A 21,074-nucleotide genomic window follows, 5' to 3' on the forward strand; every position below is an offset into this window, starting at 1 on the left:
CTTCTGCCCCAACTACCTCACGAAAACCAACAAGAGGCTGTCAAGGAGGTCAGGAGTCGCAGACCTGGCGGCGGTATTTGCCCGGGGCCAGGCCGTACTCCCGCTTGAACGCGTTGCCGAAGGCGAACTCGGAGCCGTACCCGACCCGGGTGGCCACCTCCGCCACCGAGGCGTCGGACTCGCGCAGCAGGAGGGCCGCCGACGCCAGGCGCCACCAGGTGAGGTAGGCCAGCGGCGGCTGGCCGACGAGGCTGGTGAAGCGACGGGCGAAGCCGGCGCGCGAGAGCCCGGCATAGGCGCCCAGCGACTCGACCGTCCAGCGCTGGGCGGGGGCGCGGTGGATGGCGTCGAGCGCGCGGCTGATGGCCGGATCGGCCAGGGCGGCGGCCCAGCCGGTGTGCGCGCACGCCTCGCCCTCGCGGTCGAACCAGGCGCGCAGGATGTACAGCTGGAGCATGTCGAGCAGGGACGTGACGACGGTGTCGGCGCCCAGGCGGGGGTTGTCGATCTCGCCGGCCAGCAGCTCCACGGCGGCCCTGAGCTCCGGATGGCGGCCCAGCGTCGTGGGCAGGTGGATGACGTCGGGCAGCGCGCCCAGCACCGGATGGGTCCTGCCGGGGTCGAGCTGGTAGCCGCAGCACAGGGTGACCGTCTCGGCCCCGGTGCCGCCGAAGTCGGCCGAGGCGAACAACCCGGTGTCCTGGTACGGGTCGCAGGCGGGAGCGGCGGCGAGCGGCCTGGCGGGGTCGTCGGTCAGGCCGTAGCCGTCGCCGTGCGGGAGGAACACCACGTCGCCCACGCTCAGCGGCACGGGACCGCCGCCGGGCGGGATGAGCCAGCACGATCCGCGCAGGATCATCTGGAAACCCGCGGACCCGGGCACCGGCGGGAAGGCCTGGCCCCAGGGGGCGCGCCAGGAGATGCGGGCGGAGGTCGGGCGGCCGGTGCGCATGAGGGCCACGACGTCACTCAGGACATCCATGCAGCGGAGTCTATACGTGGAGACTCTCACGTATGAATAGTAGACATTGACGCATTGGTTATCTCAGGTGAGGCTTCTACGGTTGTTCACGGAACACCGATCCACTGAGGAAGGCATCGAGATGACCAAGGTCGGCATCATCCTGGGGACCACCCGTCCGGGACGCAACGGGGAAGCCGTGGCCAGGTGGGTACACGAGTTGGCGGCCAAACGCGGCGACGCCGAGTACGAGCTGGTCGACCTGAAGGACTTCGCCCTGGGCCACCTGGACGAGCCGAACGTCCCGGCCATGGGCGACTACCAGCACGAGCACACCAAGCGCTGGTCGGCGAAGATCGACTCCTTCGACGCGTTCGTCTTCGTGACACCCGAGTACAACCACTCGATCACGGGCGCGCTCAAGGACGCCATCGACTTCCTGTACGCCGAATGGAACAACAAGGCGGCCGGTTTCGTCGGCTACGGCGTGGACGGCGCGGTGCGGGCGGTCGAGCACCTGCGTCACATCCTCGCGATGGTCGGCGTGGCCACCGTGGTGCAGCAGGTGACGCTCTCGATCTACACCGACTTCGAGAACGCCGCCGAGTTCAAGCCCGCCGCCGCGCACGAGGACAAGCTGGGCCTCGTGCTCGACCAGGTGCTCGCCTGGGGCGGCGCCCTGCGCCCGCTGCGGGTGCCATAAAGCGTCGGGTCAGTCGCCCGAGGGCTTCACGGAGTCGCGGTCCTCGCCCGGCGGCAGGAAGCGGGCGATGCACGCCTGGTACAGGCCGGCTCCGATGATCCCGCCGATGACCGGGCCGACGATGGGCACCCAGAAGTACAGGTCGCCGTACTGGTCTCGCCAGGCGCCGCCGTACCCGGTGAGGAAGCTCGCCAGGCGCGGGCCGAAGTCGCGCGCCGGGTTGATCGCGTAGCCGGCGTCGGCGCCGTAGGCCATGCCGATGCCGACGATGAGCAGGCCGATGACGACCGGGCCCAGGTTCGCGCTCGGCGCCATGTTCCGGGTGTCGGACAGGGCGAAGATGACGAAGAGCAGGATGGCGGTGCCGATGATCTGGTCCCGCAGCCCGCCCCACAGGCCCACCGGCAGGGTGCCGTTGCCCGGCAGGGTCGAGAAGACGATCTGGGTCTTGACCGTGTGCCCGGGGTCCGCCATGGCCAGCAACTCGGTGTAGTTCCAGCGCACGATGAGCGCCGCGACGAAGGCCCCCGCGGTCTGCGCCAGCGCGAACGGCACGACCTTGCGCCACGCGAAGCCGCGGAAGGCCGCGAACCCCAGCGTGACCGCCGGGTTGAGATGCGCGCCCGTGGTCCGGCCCGCGACGTAGACGCCGAGCGCGACCCCGATCCCCCACGCCCACGCGATGCTGTCGTGGTCGCCGAGGCCGCCCGCGACCACCTGGGCGACCACCCCCGCGCCGAACAGGATGAGCACCATCGTCCCGGCGAACTCGGCGATCAGTTCCCCGGCCAGCCCCAGCGGGCCGAGACGTCCGGCCACAGCCACCCCCTTGCCTCTGTGTGCCATTCCCTATTCCCGGGAATGCATACGATCTGTGCGTAACTCGTGACGGAAAGTGAGGGATGTGCCATGGGGCTGACCGGCGTGCTCGACGCCACGCTCGCCCGGCTCATGGCGGACGTGCTCGGCTGGGACGACGCCAGGGTGGCGGAGGAGGTCGCGCGCTGCCGGCGCCTGGTGGCGGCGGAACGGGCCACGCTCGCCGAGGCGAAGACGCTCCACCTGACGGCGGGTTGACCAAAAGGCCGCGACCGCTTACGTTTCCGGCGACCCGTGAAATTATCGACACAATTCCGAAACTTTCGGAGGCGTGTCGCCCCCCAGGCCTCGGAGGTCACCGGTGAAGCCCCTCATCATCGCCCTGGCGCTCGTACTCGCCGCTCCACTTCCCGCGCAAGCCCACCCGCGCACCCCGCGTGACCTGCGGGAGCTGGCTCAGCAGCAGGGCATCAGGATCGGCACCGCCGTCGACATCGCCGCCCTGCGCGGCGAGGCCGACTACCGCAAGGTGCTCAACCGCGAGTTCACCCAGGTCACCGCCGAGAACGCGATGAAGTGGGAGTCCGTCGAGCCGGCGCGGGGCGGGTTCACCTGGGCCGACGCCGACGCCCTCGTCGAGAACGCCAAGCGCGACAAGCAAAGCGTCCGCGGCCACACCCTGGTCTGGCACAACCAGCTCCCCGCCTGGCTGACCACGGGCGTCGCCGACGGCACGATCGGCGACGACGAGCTCAGGACGATCCTGCGCGACCACATCACCACCCAGGTCCGCCGCTACAAGGGCAAGATCAGGGCCTGGGACGTGGTCAACGAGGTGGTGGAGGAGGACGGCACGATGCGGCAGAGCCTCTGGCTCACCCACCTCGGCCCCGGCTACATCGCCGACGCCTTCCGCTGGGCGCACCGCGCCGACCCGCACGCCAAGCTGTTCATCAACGACTACAACCTCGAATGGAACACCCCCAAGATCGAGACCACACTCTCCCTGGTCAAGGACCTCCAGGCGCGCGGGGTGCCGATCGACGGCATCGGCTTCCAAGGTCACCTCGGCATCCAGTACGACTACCCGGGCGACTGGGCGAACGTCATGCGCCGCTTCGCCGACCTGGGCCTGGAGGTCGCGATCACCGAGCTGGACGCGCGCATGGAGCTGCCGGTGACCGAGGAGAAGCTGGCCAAGCAGGCCGACTACTACCGGCGGGCGCTCACCGACTGCCTCAGCGTCGAGGCCTGCCGCGAGCTCACCGTCTGGGGCTTCACCGACCGGCACTCGTGGGTGCCCGGCTGGTTCGCGGGCCAGGGCGCGGCCTGCCTGCTCGACGAGAACCTGGCGCCGAAGCCCGCGTACCGGGCGCTGCTGGCGGTGAAGGCCCCTCGCTAGAGACCGGGGCGCCTGCCGTAGATCTAGCCGTTGACAGCCATTCATGCATTACCTACCTTTTGAATAGGTAATATGCAAAGGATGGCCCGTGAAGCGAATCAAGGGCATGGCGCCCCTCCTCCTCGTCGTCACGCTGACCGCCTGCGGGTCCGCGCAACCCGCCCAGCAGGCCCAGGCCAGTTCGCTGACCTGGGCGATCGAGACCCAGCCGATCACTCTGAACCCGCAGCAGTGGGCGCAGAACAAGGTCAGGCTGCTGGTGTTCAACCAGTTCGACGCGTTGCTCGCCAAGACCGCGGACGGGTCGTTCCAGCCGTGGCTGGCCAAGTCGTGGAAGGTGTCGGATGACGGGCTGACGTACACGCTGGAGTTACGCGACGACGTGACCTTCCACGACGGCACCACGTTCGACGCCGCCGCGGTCAAGGCCAACCTCGAACAGTTTCGCAAGCCGGGCTACAACCCAGCCGTCGCCGCGATCCAGCTCAGCGCGTTCGATCAGGCGGAGGTCCTGTCGCCGACCAGCTTGAAGATCACGCTGAAGCAGCCCGACGGGCTCTTCCTCGACTTCCTCGCCTCGCCCTACGCCGGGCAGGTCTCGCCGAAGTCGCTGAGCTCCGCCAAGGATCTCAAGTTCGGCGGGCCCGACCTGGTCGGCACCGGGCCGTTCATCCTCGACCGGTTCGTCCAGGGTCAGGAGATCCACTACAAGCGCAACCCCAACTACAAGTGGCCGCCCGCCGGGGCCGGGCACCAGGGGCCCGCGTACCTCTCCGAGCTCACCTACCGGTTCCTGCCCGAGGCCGCGGTCCGCGTCGGTGCGCTCACCTCGGGTCAGGTGCAGGTCATCGAGGGTGTCCCGGCCACCGAGGCCAACCTGATCAAGAGCGATCCTGACCTGACGTACCAGACCGCGCTCAACTCGGGCACCTCCTTCTCCTACTACTTCAACACCTCCCGCGCCCCCTTCTCCGACCAGCGGGTACGCCAGGCGTTCCGCGAGGCCGCGGATGTGGACACGGTGCTCAAGGCCGTCTATCAGGGCACCGCCACGAGGGCGTGGAGCGTGGTCGGGAAGGCCAGCCCGTTCTACGACGCCTCGCTGGAGGGCACCTACGGCGGCGCCGCGGCCAAGGCCAACGCCCTGCTCGACGCGGCCGGGTGGAAGCAGCGCGACGCCGACGGGTTCCGGGTCAAGGACGGCAAGCGGCTCACCGTGCGCACCGTCGCCTCGGCCCCGTTCGTACGGGACCGCCGCGACGTCCTCGCCCAGGCCATCCAGGCGCAGGTCAAGCAGAGCGCCGGGATCGACTTCCAGGTCAAGATCGTGGACCAGGGGACGGCGCAGAAGGCCCTGGACGACAACGAGTACGAGATCTTCGAGAACTCCCGCGGCGACTCCGACGCGGGCGCGGCGCTCAACCTCATCCTGCCGCGCAAGGGCGCGATCAACCGGACCCGCTTCTCGGACCCGAAGGTGGAGAAGTGGCTCGCGGACGCCTCGGCCATCTCCGATCAGGCCCGGCGCAAGGAGCTCTACGCGAACGTCCAGCGGGCGGTGGTGACCGACACGGCGATCGTGTTCCCGATCTACGTGCCCGCGGACCAGATCGCCGCGCGGAAGACCGTGCAGGGGCTCGGCTTCGACCCGGGCTCGGGCACGCCGCGCAACGCCTACGACGTCCGGATCGGCACGTGATCCGCCGGTTGCTCACCGGGATCGCGGTGTTGTGGGCCGCGGCCACCACCGCGTACGTCGCGCTGCTGCTCGCTCCCGGTGACACCATCGACATCCTGATCGGCGACGGCGCGGACACGCCGGAGATCCGGGCCCGGATCGTCGCCGAATGGGGCCTCGACCGGCCAGAGGTGATCCAGTACCTGTCCTACCTGTGGCGGCTGCTGCACGGCGACCTCGGCCGCTCGTACCAGCTGCAGCTCGGCGTCGGCGACATCCTGGCCACCCAGGTGGGACCCACCGCGCAGCTCACGCTGGCCGCCGCCGCGGTCGGGGTGACGCTGGCCGGGGTGATCGCCGTGGCGACCGCGGGCAGGGGACGGTGGCTGCGCGGCACGGCCTCGGCCGCCGAGCTGGTGTCGGTGTCGGTGCCGCCGTTCCTCATCGGGCTCGTGTTGCTGTCGGTGTTCTCGTTCACGCTGGGCTGGTTTCCCGTGTCCGGCGCCTCGGGGGCGCAGGCGCTCGTGCTGCCCGCGCTGGCGCTGGGGTTGCCGATCGCGGGCGTGCTCGGACAGGTGCTGCGCGGGGGGCTCGAACGGGCGCTGGAGCAGCCGTTCGCGGTCACCGCGCGGGCGCGCGGGCTGACGGAGCGGATGCTGGTGGCCAGGCACGCGCTCAGGCACGCGCTGATCCCGGCCGTCACGCTGGCGGGCTGGTTCACCGGCACGCTCCTGGGCGGGGCGGTGATCACCGAGATACTGTTCGGCCGCCCGGGGCTCGGGCAGGTCGCGATGCAGGCCGTCACGGGGCGGGACATGCCGGTGGTGATGGCCGTGGTGTTGATGTCCGCGATCGTGTACGTGGTCATCAGCACGCTGCTCGACCTGGCCTACCGCGCCATCGACCCCCGCATTGGGGGCTGACATGCGGTTGGTCGGGGGAATCGTCCCGCTGGTGTTCCTCGCCGTCCTGGCGGTGGCCGTCGCCGTGCCCGGCCTGCTCACCGGGATGGATCCGCTGGCCGCCGACCCGCTCAGCGCGCTCGCCCCGCCCGGCGGCACGCACTGGTTCGGCAGCGACCACCTCGGCCGCGACGTGTTGTCCAGGGTCGTGTACGGCGCCCGCCACTCGCTCAGCATCGGCGTGACGGCGACCGGGCTGGCGGTGGCCGCGGGCGTGCTGCTCGGCCTGACCGCCGGGCTGTCGCCGAGATGGCTGGACGAGGCGCTGGCCCGCGCATTCGACGTGTTGTCCACGCTGCCCGAACTCCTGCTGGCGCTGCTCGTCATCGCGATCACCGGCCCCGGCACCGGGAACGTCATCTTCGCCATCGCCGTCGCGCAGATTCCGAACTACGCCCGCGTGATCCGCGCCCAGACCTTCGTGGTGCGACATGCCGGATATGTCGAGCAGGCCGTCACCTTCGGGCGTTCCGGCGCCTCGATCGTCGCCGGTCACGTGTTGCCCAACGTGCTCGGGCCGATCCCCGTCCTGGCCACGATCGGGCTCGGCCAGGCCGTCATCGCCGCCTCCGGGCTCAGCTTCCTCGGCATGGGGCCGCAACCCCCGGCCGCCGAGTGGGGCGCGATGCTCTCCGAGGCCCGCAACTACCTGCGGGTCGCCTGGTGGGAGGCGCTGTTCCCGGGGGTCGCCGTCACGCTGACCGTCGTCTGCCTGACCGTCGTCGGACGCCGCCTGCAACGCCGCTTCGAAGGAAGAACACCATGACCACGTACGCCGCCCCGCCCGCCGTCTCGACGCTGGTGGCCGTGCAGGACCTGCGGGTGGGCTTCGGCGCGAACGAGGTCGTGCGCGGCCTGTCGTTGTCCGTCGCGCCGGGGGAGTGCGTGGCGATCGTCGGGGAGTCCGGATCGGGCAAGAGCGTCACGGCGCGGTCGCTGCTCGGTCTCGCCGGGCCGGGCGCCACGGTGCGGGCGGCGCGGTTCAGCGTGGGCGGGCGGGACGTGCTCGGGTTCGGGCCGGCGGACTGGCGGCGGTTGCGCGGCAGGTTCGCCGGGCTGGTGTCCCAGGACGCGCTGGTCTCGCTCGATCCGCTGCGCACCGTGGCCGCCGAGATCGGGGAGGTGCTGGCCGTGCACGACGTCGTGCCGCGCGCCCGGCGGGCGGCACGGGTGCTGGAACTGCTCGACTCGGTCGGCGTTCCGGAGCCCGCCGTCCGCGCCCGGCAGCACCTGCACCAGCTCTCCGGCGGGTTGCGGCAGCGGGTGCTGATCGCCTCGGCCATCGCGGCGGAGCCGGACCTGATCATCGCCGACGAGCCGACCACCGCGCTCGACGTCACCGTCCAGGCCCAGATCCTGCGATTGCTCGCCGAGCGCAAGGCGGCGGGCAGCGCGTTGTTGCTGATCAGCCACGATCTCGCCGTCGTGGCCTCGATGGCGGACCGCATCCTGGTCATGAAGGATGGCCGCGTCGTCGAGGAAGGACCGGTCGGCCAGGTGCTGGCGGCGCCGGCGCACGACTACACGCGCTCACTGCTGGCCGCCGTCCCCTCCGCCGCCTCGCGCGGCACCCGCCTCTCCGGCGGCGCCTCGCCGTTGCCACCTCGCGCGCCGAACCCGTCGGCGCAGGTCCTCGCCGGCACCGCCCTGACGAAGTCGTACGGACCGCGCCGCGTGGTCGACGACGTCTCCTTCACCCTGCACGAAGGCGAGACCCTGGGCGTCGTCGGCGAGTCGGGCTCCGGCAAGACCACGCTCGCCCGGCTGGCCCTGGCCCTGCTCGACCCCGACGACGGCCGCGTGAGCCTGCACCAGCGGCAGTGGAGCGGCGTCCCGGAACGCCGGCGCCGCCCCCTCCGCCCCAGGATCCAGCTCATCTCCCAGAACCCGACCGATTCCTTTGACCCCCGCCACACCGTCGGCCGCCTGGTCGCCGAGCCCCTCGGCCTGCCCCGGCGCGAGCGCCGCGCCCGCGTGCTCGACCTGCTGGCCCGCGTCGGGCTGCCGCCCGAGGTGGCCGACCGCCATCCCAGGGAGCTCTCCGGCGGTCAGCGCCAGCGCGTCGCCATCGCCAGAGCCCTCGGCCCCCGCCCCGACGTGCTCGTCTGCGACGAGCCCGTCTCCGCGCTCGACGTCTCCATCCAGGCCCAGGTCCTCGACCTGCTCGCCGAGATCCAGGCGGAGTACGGCACCGCCATGTTGTTCATCAGCCACGACCTCGGCGTCGTGCACCATCTGAGCGACCGCGTCCTGGTCATGAAGGACGGCCGGGTGGTGGAGGAGGGCGACGTCGAGGAGGTCTTCTCCCGGCCCCGGCACCCCTACACCCAGGCGCTGGTCGAAGCCGTTCCCCGACTGCCCGATCTTGACACTCATGTCTAGTTTTCCTACTTTTAAAGTAGGCTTTTATTTGTTTGAGGAGCCCTCAATGAAGCAGGTGCATCTGGCCGCCCACTTTCCGGGTGTGAACAACACCACGGTCTGGGCCGACCCACGCTCCCGCAGCCAGATCGACTTCGCCTCGTTCCAGCACCTGGCCCGCACCGCGGAACGCGGCAAGTTCGACTTCTTCTTCCTCGCCGAGGGGTTGCGGCTGCGTGAGCTGAAGGGCCGCATCCACGACCTCGACGTGGTCGGCCGCCCGGAGGCGCTCACCGTGCTGGCCGCGCTCGCCGCCGTCACCGAGCGGCTGGGCCTCGCCGCCACGGTCAACGCGACCTTCAACGAGCCGTACGAGCTGGCCAGGCGCCTGGCCACGCTCGACCACCTCAGCCAGGGCCGGGCCGCCTGGAACGTGGTCACCACCTCCGACGCCTTCACCGGCGAGAACTTCCGTCGCGGCGGCTACCTGGACCGTTCCGAGCGCTACACCCGGGCCGAGGAGTTCGTCCGGCTGTCGCGCGCCCTCTGGGACTCCTGGCGGCCCGACGCGGTGCTCGCCGACCAGGAGAGCGGCCGGTTCCTACGGGACGGCGCCATCAGGCCGGTACGCCACCGGGGCCGCCACTTCACCGTCGAGGGGCGGTTCAACGTTCCGCGCGGCCCGCAGGGGCATCCCGTGATCATCCAGGCGGGCGACTCCGACGAGGGCAGGGAGTTCGCCGCCGCCACCGCCGACGTCATCTTCAGCCGCCACGGCACCCTGGAGGAGGGCCGGGCCTTCTACGCCGACGTCAAACGCCGGCTGCCCCAGTACGGGCGGGCGTCGTACCAGCTCAAGATCATGCCCGCGGCGACGTTCGCGCTCGGGGACACCGACGCGGAGGCGGCCGAGCAGGCCGCCGAGATCCGCCGCCTCCAGGTGGGGCCGCAGACCGCGCTGGCCTTCCTGGAGCAGATCTGGGGTCGTGACATGTCGGCTTATGACCCCGACGGTCCGCTGCCGGAGGTGGAGCCCGTGGTGGAGCAGGACGTGTCCCAAGGGCGGGTGCAGGTGGCCGACCGGCTCGCGGTGGCCGCCAAGTGGCGGGCCATCGCCCAGGAGAAGGGGCTTTCCATTCGTGAGTTGGTGATCGAGTTGACCGGGCGCCAGTCGTTCGTGGGCTCGCCCACGACCGTGGCCCGGCAGATCGAGGAGTTCGTGCAGGCGGACGCGGCTGACGGGTTCATCCTCGTGCCGCATCTCACGCCGGGCGGGCTCGACGACTTCGTGGCCAAAGTGGTGCCGCTGTTGCAGGAACGCGGCGCCTTCCGTACCGACTACGAGGGCGCGACGTTGCGCGAGCACCTCGGGCTGGGAGCAGCCGCATGACTCACCTGCATCTGGCCGTCGCGCTCGACGGCGCGGGGTGGCATCCGGCGGCCTGGCGGGACCCGGCCGTCAGGGCGCGCGAGCTGTTCGGCCTGCGCCACTGGGCCGGGCTGGTGGCCGAGGCCGAGCGCGGGTTGCTCGACTTCGTCACCATGGAGGACGCCCTGGGGCTGCAGTCCACCCCGCTCGACGGCCCTGACGAGCGCACCGACCAGGTACACGGGCGGTTCGACGCCGTGCTGCTGGCGGCCTCCCTCGCGCCGCTCACCACGAACCTCGGCCTGGTGCCGACGGCCACGACGACGCACACCGAGCCGTTCCACGTGGCGATCGGCATCGCGAGCCTGGACCACGTCAGCCTGGGGCGCGCGGGCTGGCGGGTCCAGGTCTCGGGCCGCGGCACGGAGGCCGCCCACTTCGGCCGCAGGGAGATTCCGGCGCTCGACCACCAGCTCATCGAGGAGCTGTTCGGGGAGGCGGCCGACGCCGTGGAGGTGGCGCGGCGGCTCTGGGACAGCTGGGAGGACGACGCCGAGATCCGGGACGTGGCCACGGGGCGGTTCATCGATCGGGACAAGCTGCACTACATCGACTTCGCCGGGGCCCGGTTCTCCGTCAAGGGCCCGTCGATCACGCCGCGGCCGCCGCAGGGGCAGCCGGTGGTCGCGGTGCTCGATCATGGCGGATCGCGGGTGCCGTACGAGCTGCCTGCCCGCGCGGCCGACGTCGTCTTCGTGACCCCGCACAGTCCGGATGGGGCGGCGGCCATCGTCGAGCAGGTCAGGAGCGTTCAGCAGCGGCCGCTCAAGGTCTTCGCCGACCTGCTGGTCTTCGTCGGCGACGACGCCGAGGCCCGCAAAGCCCGGCTCGACGAGCTGGCCGGTGCGGAGCTCGCCTCGGACGCGTACGTGTTCGCCGGCACCGCCGACGAGCTGGCCGACCTGCTCCTGGACTGGCGGGAGGCCGGCATCCAGGGCTACCGGCTGCGGCCGGGGGCCATCCCACGCGACCTCGAGGCGATCACCCGGCAGCTCGTCCCGGCGCTCCAGGCGCGCGACGCCTTCAGAAGCCGGTACGAGGCCGGCACCCTGCGCGGACACCTCGGCTTGCCGCAGCCGGTCAACCGTTACGCCCTCCAGAAAGCTGACATTGCGTGAAATTTCTGGCTATCACCTTGATTGTTCATGACGGTCGTAAGCCCACCAACGAGCGGTTCCGTGAGGTCGTCGACAACGCGATCCTGGCCGAGGAGCTGGGCTTCGACGGCTTCGGCGTGGGAGAGCGGCACGAGCGGCCGTTCATCTCCTCCTCGCCGCCCGTGGTGCTCAGCCACATCGCCGCCAAGACCTCGCACATCCGGCTGTTCACCGCCGTCACCACGCTCAGCCTGCTGGACCCGGTCCGGGCGTACGAGGACTACGCCACCCTCGACCACCTCTCCGGCGGCCGCCTCGAACTGATCATCGGCAAGGGCAACGGCGCCGCCCAGGCCCAGCTCTTCCACGTCACCGCCGACGACCAGTGGGACCGCAACCGCGAGGGATACGAGCTGTTCCGCCGGCTCTGGCGCGAGGACAAGGTCACCTGGGAGGGGCGGTTCAGGCCGTCGCTGACGGACGCGGAGACCTGGCCGCGGCCGCTGCAGCAGCCGATCCGGGTCTGGCACGGCAGCGCCACCAGCAAGGAGTCGGTGGACCTGGCCGCCCTCTACGGCGACCCCCTCTTCTCCGCGAACGTCACCAACCCCATCGAACCCTACGCCGAGCTGGTCGCCTACTACCGGGAACGGTGGGCTCACTACGGCCACGACCCCGCCGCCGCCCTGGTCGGGGCCGGCAGCGCCGGCTACTACGCCACCAGGAACTCCCAGGAGGCGATCGAGACGTACCGGCCGATCTTCAACGCCCGCCTGGAAACCTTCAAGAAGTACGGAGTGCCGCCGGTCTTCCACACCCTGGAGGACGCCATCGAGCGCAGCTCCATCCTGGTCGGCAGCCCGCAGCAGATCATCGACAAGGTCCACCGGTATCACGACCGGCTCGGCCACGAGGTGATGCACCTGCACGCGGACGCCGACGGGCTGACGGACAAGCAGCACAGGGAAGCGCTGGAGTTGTTCCAGGCCGAGATCGCACCCGTGTTGCGCAAGGAGATTCCCAGCAGGCCGTTCCCCGGAGGGCAGTCATGACGGTTCCCCTGTCCATCCTCGACCTGGCGCCGATCCCGTCGGGCGGCGGGGCCGGTGACGCGCTGCGCAACACGCTGGACCTCGCCCAGCGCGCGGACTCGCTGGGCTACCGGCGCTACTGGCTCGCCGAGCACCACTTCGCGGCCGGGGTGGCCAGCTCGGCTCCGGCCGTCCTCATCGCCCTGGTCGCCGCGGCCACCCGGCGGATCCGGGTGGGGTCGGGGGCCGTGCAACTCGGGCACCAGACGCCGCTGGCGGTGGTGGAGCAGTTCGGCCTCATCGACGCCCTGCACCCGGGCCGCATCGACCTGGGCCTCGGCCGCTCAGGCCAACGCCGAGCCGAACTGACCGGCCGGCCCCCGGCCGGCGGCGCCATCGGACCCGCACCGGCTGGTGGCGCGTCGAGCGGTCCTGTGGCGGCGCGGGTGGTCGACGGGTTGCTCATTCCGCCGCCGTTCGATTACTCCGTGCTCATCAAGTCCCCGCACCTGGCCTTCCAGGCGTCGTTGCTGCAGCAGCCCGGCGCGCGGACGCCCGACTTCGCCGAGCAGGTGGACGAAATCATCGCCTTCCTGGGCGGCACCTACACCTCCCCCGACGGCCTGGCCGCGCACGCCGTGCCCGGCGAGGGCGCCGACGTCGAGTTGTGGATCCTGGGCAGCAGCGGCGGCCAGAGCGCCCAGGTGGCGGGCGAGCGGGGGCTGCCGTTCGCCGCGAACTACCACGTCAGCCCGGCCTCCGTGCTGGAGGCCGTCGAGGCGTACCGGGAGGCGTTCAAGCCATCCGCGGTGCTGGAGGAGCCGTACGTCATCGTCTCCGCGGACGCCGTCGTGGCCGCGGACGACGCGACGGCGGCCGAGCTGGCCAAGCCGTACGGGCTCTGGGTACGCAGCATCCGCACGGGCCAGGGCGCGATCCCGTACCCGAGCATCGAGGAGGCCGACGCGCACGTGTGGAGCGAGGCGGACCGGGCGCTGGTCGCGGACCGGGTGGACACCCAGTTCGTCGGCACGCCGGCGGCCGTGGCAGAGCGACTGCGGGTGCTCCAGCGCGTCACGGGCGCGGACGAGTTGCTGGTCACCACCATCACCCACACCCACGCCGACCGCGTCCGCTCCTTCGAGCTGCTGGCCAGGGAGTGGCAAGGCAGCTCCGCATGACGACCCGGGTGAAAAGTGATCGCCCGACGGCTTGACTCGATCTTGAAATGGATGAATGCTATTCCTACTTCTATAGTAGGAATGATAGGAAAGGGGAGGCCGGTGCGAGCATTAATTCTGCTCGGGCTAGTCGGCTTCGCGGCCCAACTCGTCGATGGCAGCCTGGGCATGGCCTATGGCGTCACCTCGACCACGCTTCTGCTCGCCATCGGCACCAACGCGGCGGCCGCCTCCGCCACGGTGCACCTGGCCGAGATCGGCACCACGCTCGCCTCGGGCATCTCCCACTGGCGCTTCGGCAACGTCGACTGGAAGGTCGTCGCCAAGATCGGCATCCCGGGGGCGGTCGGCGCCTTCGCCGGAGCGACGTTCCTGTCCAGCCTGTCGACCGACGTCGCCGCCCCGGTCATGTCGATCATCCTGCTGGTCCTGGGCGCGTACATCCTGGTCCGGTTCACCGCCTTCGGGCTGCCGCGCGGCAACCTGGGCAAGCCGCTGCGCAGGCGGTTCCTGGCGCCGCTCGGCCTGCTGGCCGGCTTCGTGGACGCGACCGGCGGTGGCGGCTGGGGACCGGTGGGCACGCCCGCCATCCTGGCCAGCGGCCGGATGGCGCCGCGCAAGGTGATCGGCTCCATCGACGCCAGCGAGTTCCTGGTCGCGATCGCCGCCAGCATCGGCTTCTTCGTCGGCATCGGCTCCGAGAACATCAACTTCGCCTGGGTCGGCGTCCTGCTGCTCGGCGGGGTCATCGCCGCGCCGATCGCCGCCTGGCTGGTACGGCACATCCCGCCGCGCATCCTGGGCTCGGCCGTGGGCGGCGTGATCGTGCTGACCAACGTGCGTACCCTGCTGCGCAGCGACTGGATCGACGCCTCGGGTGGCGTGCAGACGATCGCGTACATCGTCATCGCCGTCATCTGGGCGGCCGCGATCGCGTACTCGGTGCGCGAATACCGCCGAGACAAGGCCAACGAGTCGGTCGAAGCGGTGGAGACGGAGCTGCAGCGCCGGACCGCAGAGGAGGAGACGGCCTCCGCCTGAGGCCCGCGCTGCCCGGCCCGGCTCTCTCCCAGCGAGAGCCGGGCCCGCCGCGCTGACACGCCTATGAGAATCTCTGCCCGCACCCAGTACGCCCTTGGCGCCATGCTCGCCCTAGCCGAAGCCGACGGTCCCGTGCACGCGGAATGGATCGCCGACACCCAGGAGATTCCCCGCCGGTTCTGCGACAACATCCTGCTCCAGCTCCGCAGGGCCGGCCTCATCCGCAGCCAGCGCGGCCCCGACGGCGGCTACTGGCTCGCCCGCCCGGCCAAGGAGATCGCGCTGGCCGACGTGATCCGCGTCACCGAAGGGGTCGAGCAGGCCACCAGACCCTTCCCGAAGGCCGCCGCTCCGCTGGCCGAGATCTGGGCCCAGCTGCGCAGCAACGAGGACGCCCTGCTGAGCGAGATCACCCTCGCCGACATCGTGGACTCCGCCGAGCTCGAAACGCCGTAGGCGGGCCCACGTCTGTCTGTTCGGCGCCGGCATCATCACGTTCTCCCCAGTGAAAGCGGTCGTGACGGGCGGGATCGGCCTCTGCGTCGTGGCGTTCGCGGCCTCCGACGTGGTCAACACCGAGATGAGCCCGGTCCGCGTGGGAGGCGGGTCAGGCACCTGGTACGACGGCGCGGGTCAGGCGGCACAGGTCGGCGGGGCGCAGGGCGTCGGAGCGGCGCCACAACGAGGGGTCGATGTCGGCCTGCCGCACGTGTTCGGCCACCGCCAGACCGTGCTTTTCGAGCAGGGCCGACAGGCCCTCGGGAGTGAAGCAGGTCAGCCAGGGCTCACCGCGGTCCGCGGCGGCGGGCAGGGCGAAGGCCGCGTACTCGTGGCCCCGCTCGTCGCGCAGCTCGGGCGGCAGGGCGTACTCCATGACCAGCTCCGAGCCGGGGGCGAGCCGGCTCAGGGTCGCGAACGTGGCGGCGACCGCGTCCCGCGTGAGGTACATGGCCACGCCGAGCCAGCTCACCAGGGCCGGCCTGGACTCGTCGAATCCCGCGCCGCGCAGGGCGGTCATCAGGTCGTCCGACTCGAAGTCCACGGGCGCGAAGGCCAGGTCGGCGGTGGGCGTGAGGCCGGCCGCCGCGAGCAGGCCGCGCTTCCACTCCTGCGTGGCCGGATGGTCCACCTCGAAGGCGCGGACCCCGGTCATGCCGGTGCGGTAGGCGAAGGTGTCGAGGCCCGCGCCCAGCAGCACGTACTGTGCCGGCCCGGCGCCGGTCAGGCGGTGCTCGGTGTAGTGGCTGCGGGCCGCCACCTGGGCGCGGGTGCCCGCCAGGACCACGTGATCGCCGTGCTCGCGGTGGTAGCCGATGAGCTCGCCGGCGAGGTCTCCGAGGAGGGGCGCGGCCAGGGTGTCACGGAAGATGAAGGGGGGCTGGTCCACTTCGAGATGGGCGGCGCGTGCGGCCGCCGCCATGATCGCGGTCTGGCTGGGCTGCTCTTCCTGCATAAGCCGTCGTTCCCTTCTTTGTGCCGGGAACGACGATGCTAAAGGCGAAATTTGGATTTATCATCCCATCATAGCAGCGGGAAATAAATTCTCCGTCTCTGTGCGATAAATAGGCTATTAATGTTCTCATTCTGGATAGGCGGCCACCGTGGATGGTGACCGCCTGCACGGCATCGACGGCCTGGCCTTCGACGTGCCGGCGCCCGCCCCGGTGGGCATCGCGGTGACCAGCGGTCCCGATCATCGGGTGCTCTATATGAACCGGATGTGCCGCTCGCTGTTCGGGGAGCGGCCGGTGAGAGCGCCGTTCAGGGACGCGTTTTCCGAGAGGGATTACTTCCCGCTCTTCGACCGGGTATTCGCGACCGGTGAGCCGGTCGTGCTCACCCGTGTCGGGAGCCGACGACGTGGCCATGATCGCGCTACGCCTTCCCTGAGCCGTGCCTGGACGTAGCGCTATACGATGGTATAGCCTGCTGTTCATAGATATAGCCCGTTATACGGCTGAATAGTCCCGCTCAGGAGTGGCCCCATGAACACCCTGATCCGCCTCGCGCTGCGTCGCGAACGGAACATTGCCCCCTGGTGGATCCTGCTCATCGTGACCATGGCCCTGGTGATGGTGTCCTACATCAACCGGAACATGGCCACCTACGAGCTGAAGGTCACCTACACCGGCATCGTCCGCCACAACGCCTTCTTCCAGGCGCTCGGCGGCGGCTTCGTCGAACCGCGGCTGGAGGTGCTCGCCACGTGGCGCAGCGGCGGGTTCCTCTATGTGGCGAGCGCGTTCGCGGCCGTCATGTCCGTCGTCCGGCACACCCGCAGGGAGGAGGACTCCGGCCGGGCCGAGCTGGTCCGCTCGGGTGTGGTGAGCCGCCACGCCCAGCTGACCGCCGCGCTGCTGGTGGCGGCGGGGGTCAGCCTGATCGGCGGGTTGCTCACCACCGCCGTGCTGATCGGGGTCGGGCTCGAACCGGTCGGATCGGCCGCCTACGGCGCCGCGACCACGGTGGCGGGCTGGGTGTTCGCCGGCATCGCCGCGGTCGCCGCCCAGCTCGCGCGCAATGCGCGTACGGCCACCGTGATCGGCCTGTCCGCGCTCGGGCTCGCCTACGTGATGCGCTACGCCGGTGACGCGACCGGGCAATACTGGCTGAAGTACCTGTCCCCGATCGGCTGGAGCCATCTCGTGGACGCGTACCAGGACGAGCGGTGGTGGATGCTGGGGGTGTCGGCCCTGGTGGGCGCGGTGCTGTGCGCGGTCGCGTACGCGCTGCTCGACCGCCGCGACCTCGGCGCCGGGATGATCCCCGAACGTCTGGGGCGCGAGTCGGCCCCTGAGCTGCGCGGCCCGATCAGCCTGGCCTGGCGGCTGCACCGCGGCCTGCTCGTGAAGTGGGCGGCCGGCGTCGCGTTCTTCGCGGCCGCGTCGGCCGGGGTCGGCACGATGGCCGACCAGATGGTCGCCCAGCCCACCGACATGGTCGAAGGCCTGCTGCGGAGCTTCGGCGGGCCGACCAGGGCGACGCTCGACGCCTTCCTGTGGTCCATGATCCTGATCTTCGCCTACGCCATCGCGCTCTATCCCGTGATCATGACGCAGCGGCTCCGGTCGGACGAGGTCTCGGGGCGCGCGGAGGCCGTACAGGCGACCACGCTGACTCGGCTCCGCTGGGCGGGCGGCCACCTGGTCGTGACCGGGCTCGGCGCGGCGGCGTTGCTGGCCGTCGCCGCGCTCGTGCACGGCACGCTCTACGGGCTCCTCGTGGGCGACCTCGCCGCCGACCTGCCCCGCATCGTGGCCGGGGCGCTGGGTCAGCTCCCCGCGGTCTGGGTCGTCGGCGCGCTCTGCGTGCTCGCGTACGGGCTGTTCCCGCGGGCCAGCGTGGCGATCTCCTGGATCGTCTGGATCCTGACCGCGGCGCTCGGCCAGGTCATGGGCCCCCTGTACGGGATGTGGGGCGGCAGCCCGCTGGAGCCGTTCCACTACATCCCCAACACCGTCGCCGGGGTGCCCTGGGACGCGAGACCGGCCCTGACCCTGCTCACGCTCACGGCGGTGCTCGTCTGCGGCGGCCTGCTCGCCCTGCGCCGCCGCGACTTCGGCTGAACCCGGATCGCTGCTGGATATTTCCAAATTAGCCTGCGTTGACACCGGAGGTGGCTCCGGGATTGTCAGTGCTTCCTGGCATCAGCCCGTCACGACCAGGACCGAGCCGCCGGGCCCGCGCCTGCTGGAGATCGTGGTCAACGGCACAGTGCGGGCGAGCGCCACCATCGACGTGCTCGCCGCGACCTAGCACTCCCGCGCGGAAGCCGTGTCGAGGAACGCGCGCAGCAGGCGGGCCAGATCGTTGCGATCCCGGGCCGGTAGCCCGCTGAAGATCTCCTCGCTGACCTGGCGTTGCAGGTCGGCGATCTGATCGATCGTCGCGAGTCCGGTGTCGGTGAGCGTGAGGCGAAAGGCCCGGCGGTCGTCCGGGTCGGCCCTTCTGGCGATGAGGCCGTCGGACTCCAGCGCGTCGACCAGCGGGGTGACCGCCCGGCCGCTGACCCCCAGCGTGTCGGCGAGATCCCGCATGCGGCTGCCCGGCCGCCGATGGAGCGTGGTCAGCAGGCGCACCCTGGCCGGCGACAACCCGTACTCCCCGAATCTGGCCCTGCCCTGCTGGGAGAACACGCGCGAAGCGGCGACCAGCAGCTCGCCCAACTCCGTCGCGCTCGGATCGCTTGACATGCGGAGCGTTCCTCCCCAAGCTAATAGTGAACTATGTAATTATCTATGTGTTCAGCATATTCATCCTAGCGTGGGAGGGATGTCATGGGCATCGCGAAGCCGCTGATCCTCGTCGCCGGCGCGACCGGCAACCAGGGTGGCGCCGTGGTGGACGCCCTGCTCGGCCGGCCCGAGCGGTGGCGGGTGCGGGCGCTCACCCGCGACCCGGCCGGGGCCGCGGCCAGGGCGCTGGCCGGCAGGGGAGTGGAGGTCGTCCCGGGTGACATGGCGGACGCGGCGTCATTGGCACGGGCGATGGCCGGCGTGCACGGGGTGTTCGGGGTGCAGAACTCCCGTACGGCCGGGCTCAAGGGCGAGGTCGAGCAGGGCGTGACCCTGGTGGACGCAGCGAAGGCGGCCGGTGTCGAGCACTTCGTCTACGCCTCGGTGGGCGGTGCGGAACGGGTGCGCGGGATCCCCCATTTCGACACCAAGTGGGAGATCGAGCAGCGGCTTTGGGCCACCGGCATGCCCGCGACGGTGCTGCGGCCGACGACGTTCACGGACGTGTTCACGTTCCGCGGTGCCGGGATCGGGCTGGGCATGATGGCGGCCGCGCTCGGGCCCGCCAAGCCGTTGCAGATGATCGCCGTGCGCGACATCGGCGTCTTCGCCCGGATGGCGTTCGAACGCCCGGAGACCTTCGCCGGGCAGGCCGTCGAACTGGCCGGCGACGAGCTGACCGTGCCGCAGATCGCCGCCGTGCTCAGGTCCGCGGGCCGGCCGGGCCGGTACCCGCGCCTGCCCAGAGTCGTGTTGCGCGCGATGGGCAAGGAGTCGCGCATGTTGTTCTGGTTCGGCGAGTCCGGCTACCGGGCCGACATTCCGGCGTTGCGGGCGCTGCACCCCGGCCTGCTGACCCTGGAAGCCTGGCTCGCCGCAGGGGGCGGCGTACGCAAGGCGGCCTGATCACGGTGACTCGGATGCTCCGGAAGCCTTCCTGAGCTGCCGGATGGTCGTTCGCATCTCGGACACCTCCGCCCGGCAGGCCGCGCAGTGCCGCAGGTGTGCTTCGATCCTGGCCGTCTCGATCGGGTCGAGCGCATTGAGCACGTATGCGCCGAGCGAGGTCGGCTCCTGCCGGGCGGCCCACCCCGGCCACAGCCGGAACGCCACCGACCTGTCCAGGCGCCCGCCCAGGTGCATGGAACGCCAGACCCCCCGATACCCGGGCAACACCCCGCACGCGACCACGATGTGACCGGCGATCAGCGCGGTGACGAGGTATGTGGTCCAGACATGCACCTTGACGAGCACCGCGAACACCGGTCCGCCGTGCAGCGTCGCCATCCCGGCCCCGCTGCCGATGAGCACGAGCAGCCCGCCGGCCAGCGCCAGGTTGATCAGCCGTTGCCCGGGATCGAAGTGCCCGTCGTGATGGGCGAAGCCGCCGGTCACCGTGGCGGCGGGCCAGCGGGCGAACCAGCGCAGGTCCGTACGGTGGAAACGTACCGACTCCGTCAGGAACGTGCGCACCGCGCGGAACCCCATCGCGAGCCCGGCGACGGCGAGCACCACGAACGTCCAGCCCACGACGGTGTGCAGGGTGGTGTCGGGCGTGCCGGTGATCCGCGCGAGCGGGCTGGGGTTGCCTTCCTGGCCGGCCAGCAACCACCAGCCGGTGCCCAGCAGCGTCAGCGTCGCGAGGTAGACGCCGGCGTGGAACCATCTGGTCCGCCGGTTGTGGCGGCGAACCCAGCGGTCAGTACCCGCCGCCATAACCCTGGTCCTGCTGCGGCGAGGGAGAGGAACTGCCGCCGGATCCGGTCACGTTCACGGTGATCTCGGCCGACGCGCCCGCCGAGGAGTGGTCGGCGTGCTGCAGGGTGACGCCCACCTTGTGCTGTCCCGCGGGCAGCCCCGTGACCTGGAACGGCGAGGCGGTGACCACGGTGTAGTCGTCGGAGTGGCCGTCGGTGAAGACGTGCACGTGGTCCTTGCCCGAGTCGGTCGCGCCGATCTCCTCGCTGGAGCTGAACTCGAGGGCGAACGACGACCCCACGTTTGCGCCGTTGGCGGGGGCCGAGATGGTGAGCGTCGGTGAGTCCGTGGAGGAGTCCGAGGAGCCGGTTGCCGCGCTGCAGCTCGCGACCAGCAGGCAGCTCGCCGCTATCAGGAAATAACGTCTCATGCCTGGTTGTACGGGCGGCGGCACGAAAACGGATTCACCATGAAGC

General features: G+C 70.7%; 22 protein-coding genes. 16 read left to right on the plus strand and 6 right to left on the minus strand.

Features of this window, described 5'->3' with window-relative positions; genetic code table 11:
- Positions 1-49 precede the first annotated feature (49 nt).
- Entirely contained in the window at positions 50-982 is a 933-nt protein-coding gene (locus tag ACFLIM_RS10995; RefSeq protein WP_393164383.1) for an AraC family transcriptional regulator, read from the minus strand.
- 121 nt (positions 983-1,103) lie between these two features.
- Between ACFLIM_RS10995 and ACFLIM_RS11000 the strand changes: the two genes are divergently transcribed.
- The gene (locus tag ACFLIM_RS11000; protein ID WP_393164384.1) at positions 1,104-1,664 is read left to right on the plus strand and encodes an NADPH-dependent FMN reductase; all 561 of its coding nucleotides are present in this window, start codon (positions 1,104-1,106) and stop codon (positions 1,662-1,664) included.
- 9 nt (positions 1,665-1,673) lie between these two features.
- Here the strand turns inward: ACFLIM_RS11000 and ACFLIM_RS11005 are convergent, their stop codons facing one another.
- Complete coding sequence (locus ACFLIM_RS11005) at positions 1,674-2,483, minus strand: MIP/aquaporin family protein (RefSeq protein ID WP_393164385.1); 810 nt, start codon at positions 2,481-2,483, stop codon at positions 1,674-1,676.
- A gap of 66 nt (positions 2,484-2,549) precedes the next feature.
- Between ACFLIM_RS11005 and ACFLIM_RS11010 the strand changes: the two genes are divergently transcribed.
- The 12 genes from ACFLIM_RS11010 (at position 2,550) to ACFLIM_RS11065 (ending at position 15,121) form a co-directional block, all read left to right on the plus strand.
- A complete protein-coding gene (locus ACFLIM_RS11010; protein ID WP_393164386.1) occupies positions 2,550-2,741 on the plus strand; it encodes a hypothetical protein in 192 nt (63 codons plus the stop codon).
- 103 nt (positions 2,742-2,844) lie between these two features.
- Positions 2,845-3,885, plus strand: coding sequence for an endo-1,4-beta-xylanase (locus ACFLIM_RS11015; protein ID WP_393164387.1), 1,041 nt, complete (start codon positions 2,845-2,847; stop codon positions 3,883-3,885).
- 88 nt (positions 3,886-3,973) lie between these two features.
- The gene (locus tag ACFLIM_RS11020) at positions 3,974-5,584 is read left to right on the plus strand and encodes an ABC transporter substrate-binding protein (RefSeq protein ID WP_393164388.1); all 1,611 of its coding nucleotides are present in this window, start codon (positions 3,974-3,976) and stop codon (positions 5,582-5,584) included.
- Entirely contained in the window at positions 5,581-6,486 is a 906-nt protein-coding gene (locus tag ACFLIM_RS11025; protein WP_393164389.1) for an ABC transporter permease, read from the plus strand. The genes ACFLIM_RS11020 and ACFLIM_RS11025 overlap by 4 nt, the downstream gene beginning before the upstream one ends.
- Position 6,487: 1 nt before the next feature.
- Positions 6,488-7,291, plus strand: coding sequence for an ABC transporter permease (locus tag ACFLIM_RS11030; RefSeq protein WP_393164390.1), 804 nt, complete (start codon positions 6,488-6,490; stop codon positions 7,289-7,291).
- Positions 7,288-8,907 (plus strand): dipeptide ABC transporter ATP-binding protein, encoded by a 1,620-nt coding sequence (locus tag ACFLIM_RS11035; RefSeq protein WP_393164391.1) that lies wholly within the window; start codon positions 7,288-7,290, stop codon positions 8,905-8,907. The genes ACFLIM_RS11030 and ACFLIM_RS11035 overlap by 4 nt, the downstream gene beginning before the upstream one ends.
- Before the next feature lie 46 nt (positions 8,908-8,953).
- Positions 8,954-10,276, plus strand: coding sequence for an NtaA/DmoA family FMN-dependent monooxygenase (locus ACFLIM_RS11040; protein WP_393164392.1), 1,323 nt, complete (start codon positions 8,954-8,956; stop codon positions 10,274-10,276).
- Positions 10,273-11,433, plus strand: coding sequence for an LLM class flavin-dependent oxidoreductase (locus ACFLIM_RS11045; protein WP_393164393.1), 1,161 nt, complete (start codon positions 10,273-10,275; stop codon positions 11,431-11,433). Before ACFLIM_RS11040 ends, ACFLIM_RS11045 begins: the two co-directional genes overlap by 4 nt.
- Positions 11,430-12,464, plus strand: a complete 1,035-nt coding sequence (locus ACFLIM_RS11050) for an LLM class flavin-dependent oxidoreductase (protein ID WP_393164394.1) — start codon at positions 11,430-11,432, stop codon at positions 12,462-12,464. Before ACFLIM_RS11045 ends, ACFLIM_RS11050 begins: the two co-directional genes overlap by 4 nt.
- Positions 12,461-13,624: an MsnO8 family LLM class oxidoreductase gene (locus tag ACFLIM_RS11055; protein WP_393164395.1), complete on the plus strand. Its 1,164-nt coding sequence runs from the start codon at positions 12,461-12,463 to the stop codon at positions 13,622-13,624. Before ACFLIM_RS11050 ends, ACFLIM_RS11055 begins: the two co-directional genes overlap by 4 nt.
- A 102-nt stretch (positions 13,625-13,726) precedes the next feature.
- Positions 13,727-14,665, plus strand: coding sequence for a sulfite exporter TauE/SafE family protein (locus tag ACFLIM_RS11060; protein ID WP_393164396.1), 939 nt, complete (start codon positions 13,727-13,729; stop codon positions 14,663-14,665).
- Between the two features lie 63 nt (positions 14,666-14,728).
- On the plus strand, positions 14,729-15,121 hold the full coding sequence (locus ACFLIM_RS11065; protein ID WP_393164397.1) for an RrF2 family transcriptional regulator: 393 nt from the start codon (positions 14,729-14,731) through the stop codon (positions 15,119-15,121).
- A gap of 151 nt (positions 15,122-15,272) precedes the next feature.
- On the opposite strand, the gene ACFLIM_RS11070 is transcribed toward ACFLIM_RS11065, so the two are convergent.
- Complete coding sequence (locus ACFLIM_RS11070; RefSeq protein ID WP_393164398.1) at positions 15,273-16,118, minus strand: class I SAM-dependent methyltransferase; 846 nt, start codon at positions 16,116-16,118, stop codon at positions 15,273-15,275.
- A gap of 148 nt (positions 16,119-16,266) precedes the next feature.
- On the opposite strand from ACFLIM_RS11070, the gene ACFLIM_RS11075 reads away from it, so the two are divergent.
- Both ACFLIM_RS11075 and ACFLIM_RS11080 read left to right on the plus strand, forming a co-directional pair.
- Positions 16,267-16,572, plus strand: coding sequence for a hypothetical protein (locus tag ACFLIM_RS11075; protein WP_393164399.1), 306 nt, complete (start codon positions 16,267-16,269; stop codon positions 16,570-16,572).
- Positions 16,573-16,650: 78 nt separating this feature from the next.
- Entirely contained in the window at positions 16,651-18,231 is a 1,581-nt protein-coding gene (locus tag ACFLIM_RS11080) for an ABC transporter permease (protein WP_393164400.1), read from the plus strand.
- Between the two features lie 186 nt (positions 18,232-18,417).
- Here ACFLIM_RS11080 and ACFLIM_RS11085 read toward each other — a convergent pair whose 3' ends face one another.
- A complete protein-coding gene (locus tag ACFLIM_RS11085) occupies positions 18,418-18,858 on the minus strand; it encodes a MarR family winged helix-turn-helix transcriptional regulator (RefSeq protein WP_393164401.1) in 441 nt (146 codons plus the stop codon).
- Positions 18,859-18,942: 84 nt separating this feature from the next.
- Between ACFLIM_RS11085 and ACFLIM_RS11090 the strand changes: the two genes are divergently transcribed.
- Positions 18,943-19,806 (plus strand): NmrA/HSCARG family protein, encoded by an 864-nt coding sequence (locus ACFLIM_RS11090; RefSeq protein WP_393164402.1) that lies wholly within the window; start codon positions 18,943-18,945, stop codon positions 19,804-19,806.
- On the opposite strand, the gene ACFLIM_RS11095 is transcribed toward ACFLIM_RS11090, so the two are convergent.
- Complete coding sequence (locus ACFLIM_RS11095) at positions 19,807-20,616, minus strand: cytochrome b/b6 domain-containing protein (protein ID WP_393164403.1); 810 nt, start codon at positions 20,614-20,616, stop codon at positions 19,807-19,809.
- Positions 20,600-21,028: a hypothetical protein gene (locus tag ACFLIM_RS11100; protein WP_393164404.1), complete on the minus strand. Its 429-nt coding sequence runs from the start codon at positions 21,026-21,028 to the stop codon at positions 20,600-20,602. The genes ACFLIM_RS11095 and ACFLIM_RS11100 overlap by 17 nt, the downstream gene beginning before the upstream one ends.
- Positions 21,029-21,074: the final 46 nt, after the last annotated feature.

This window comes from Nonomuraea marmarensis, assembly GCF_043197025.1.
GTDB lineage: Bacteria > Actinomycetota > Actinomycetes > Streptosporangiales > Streptosporangiaceae > Nonomuraea > Nonomuraea marmarensis.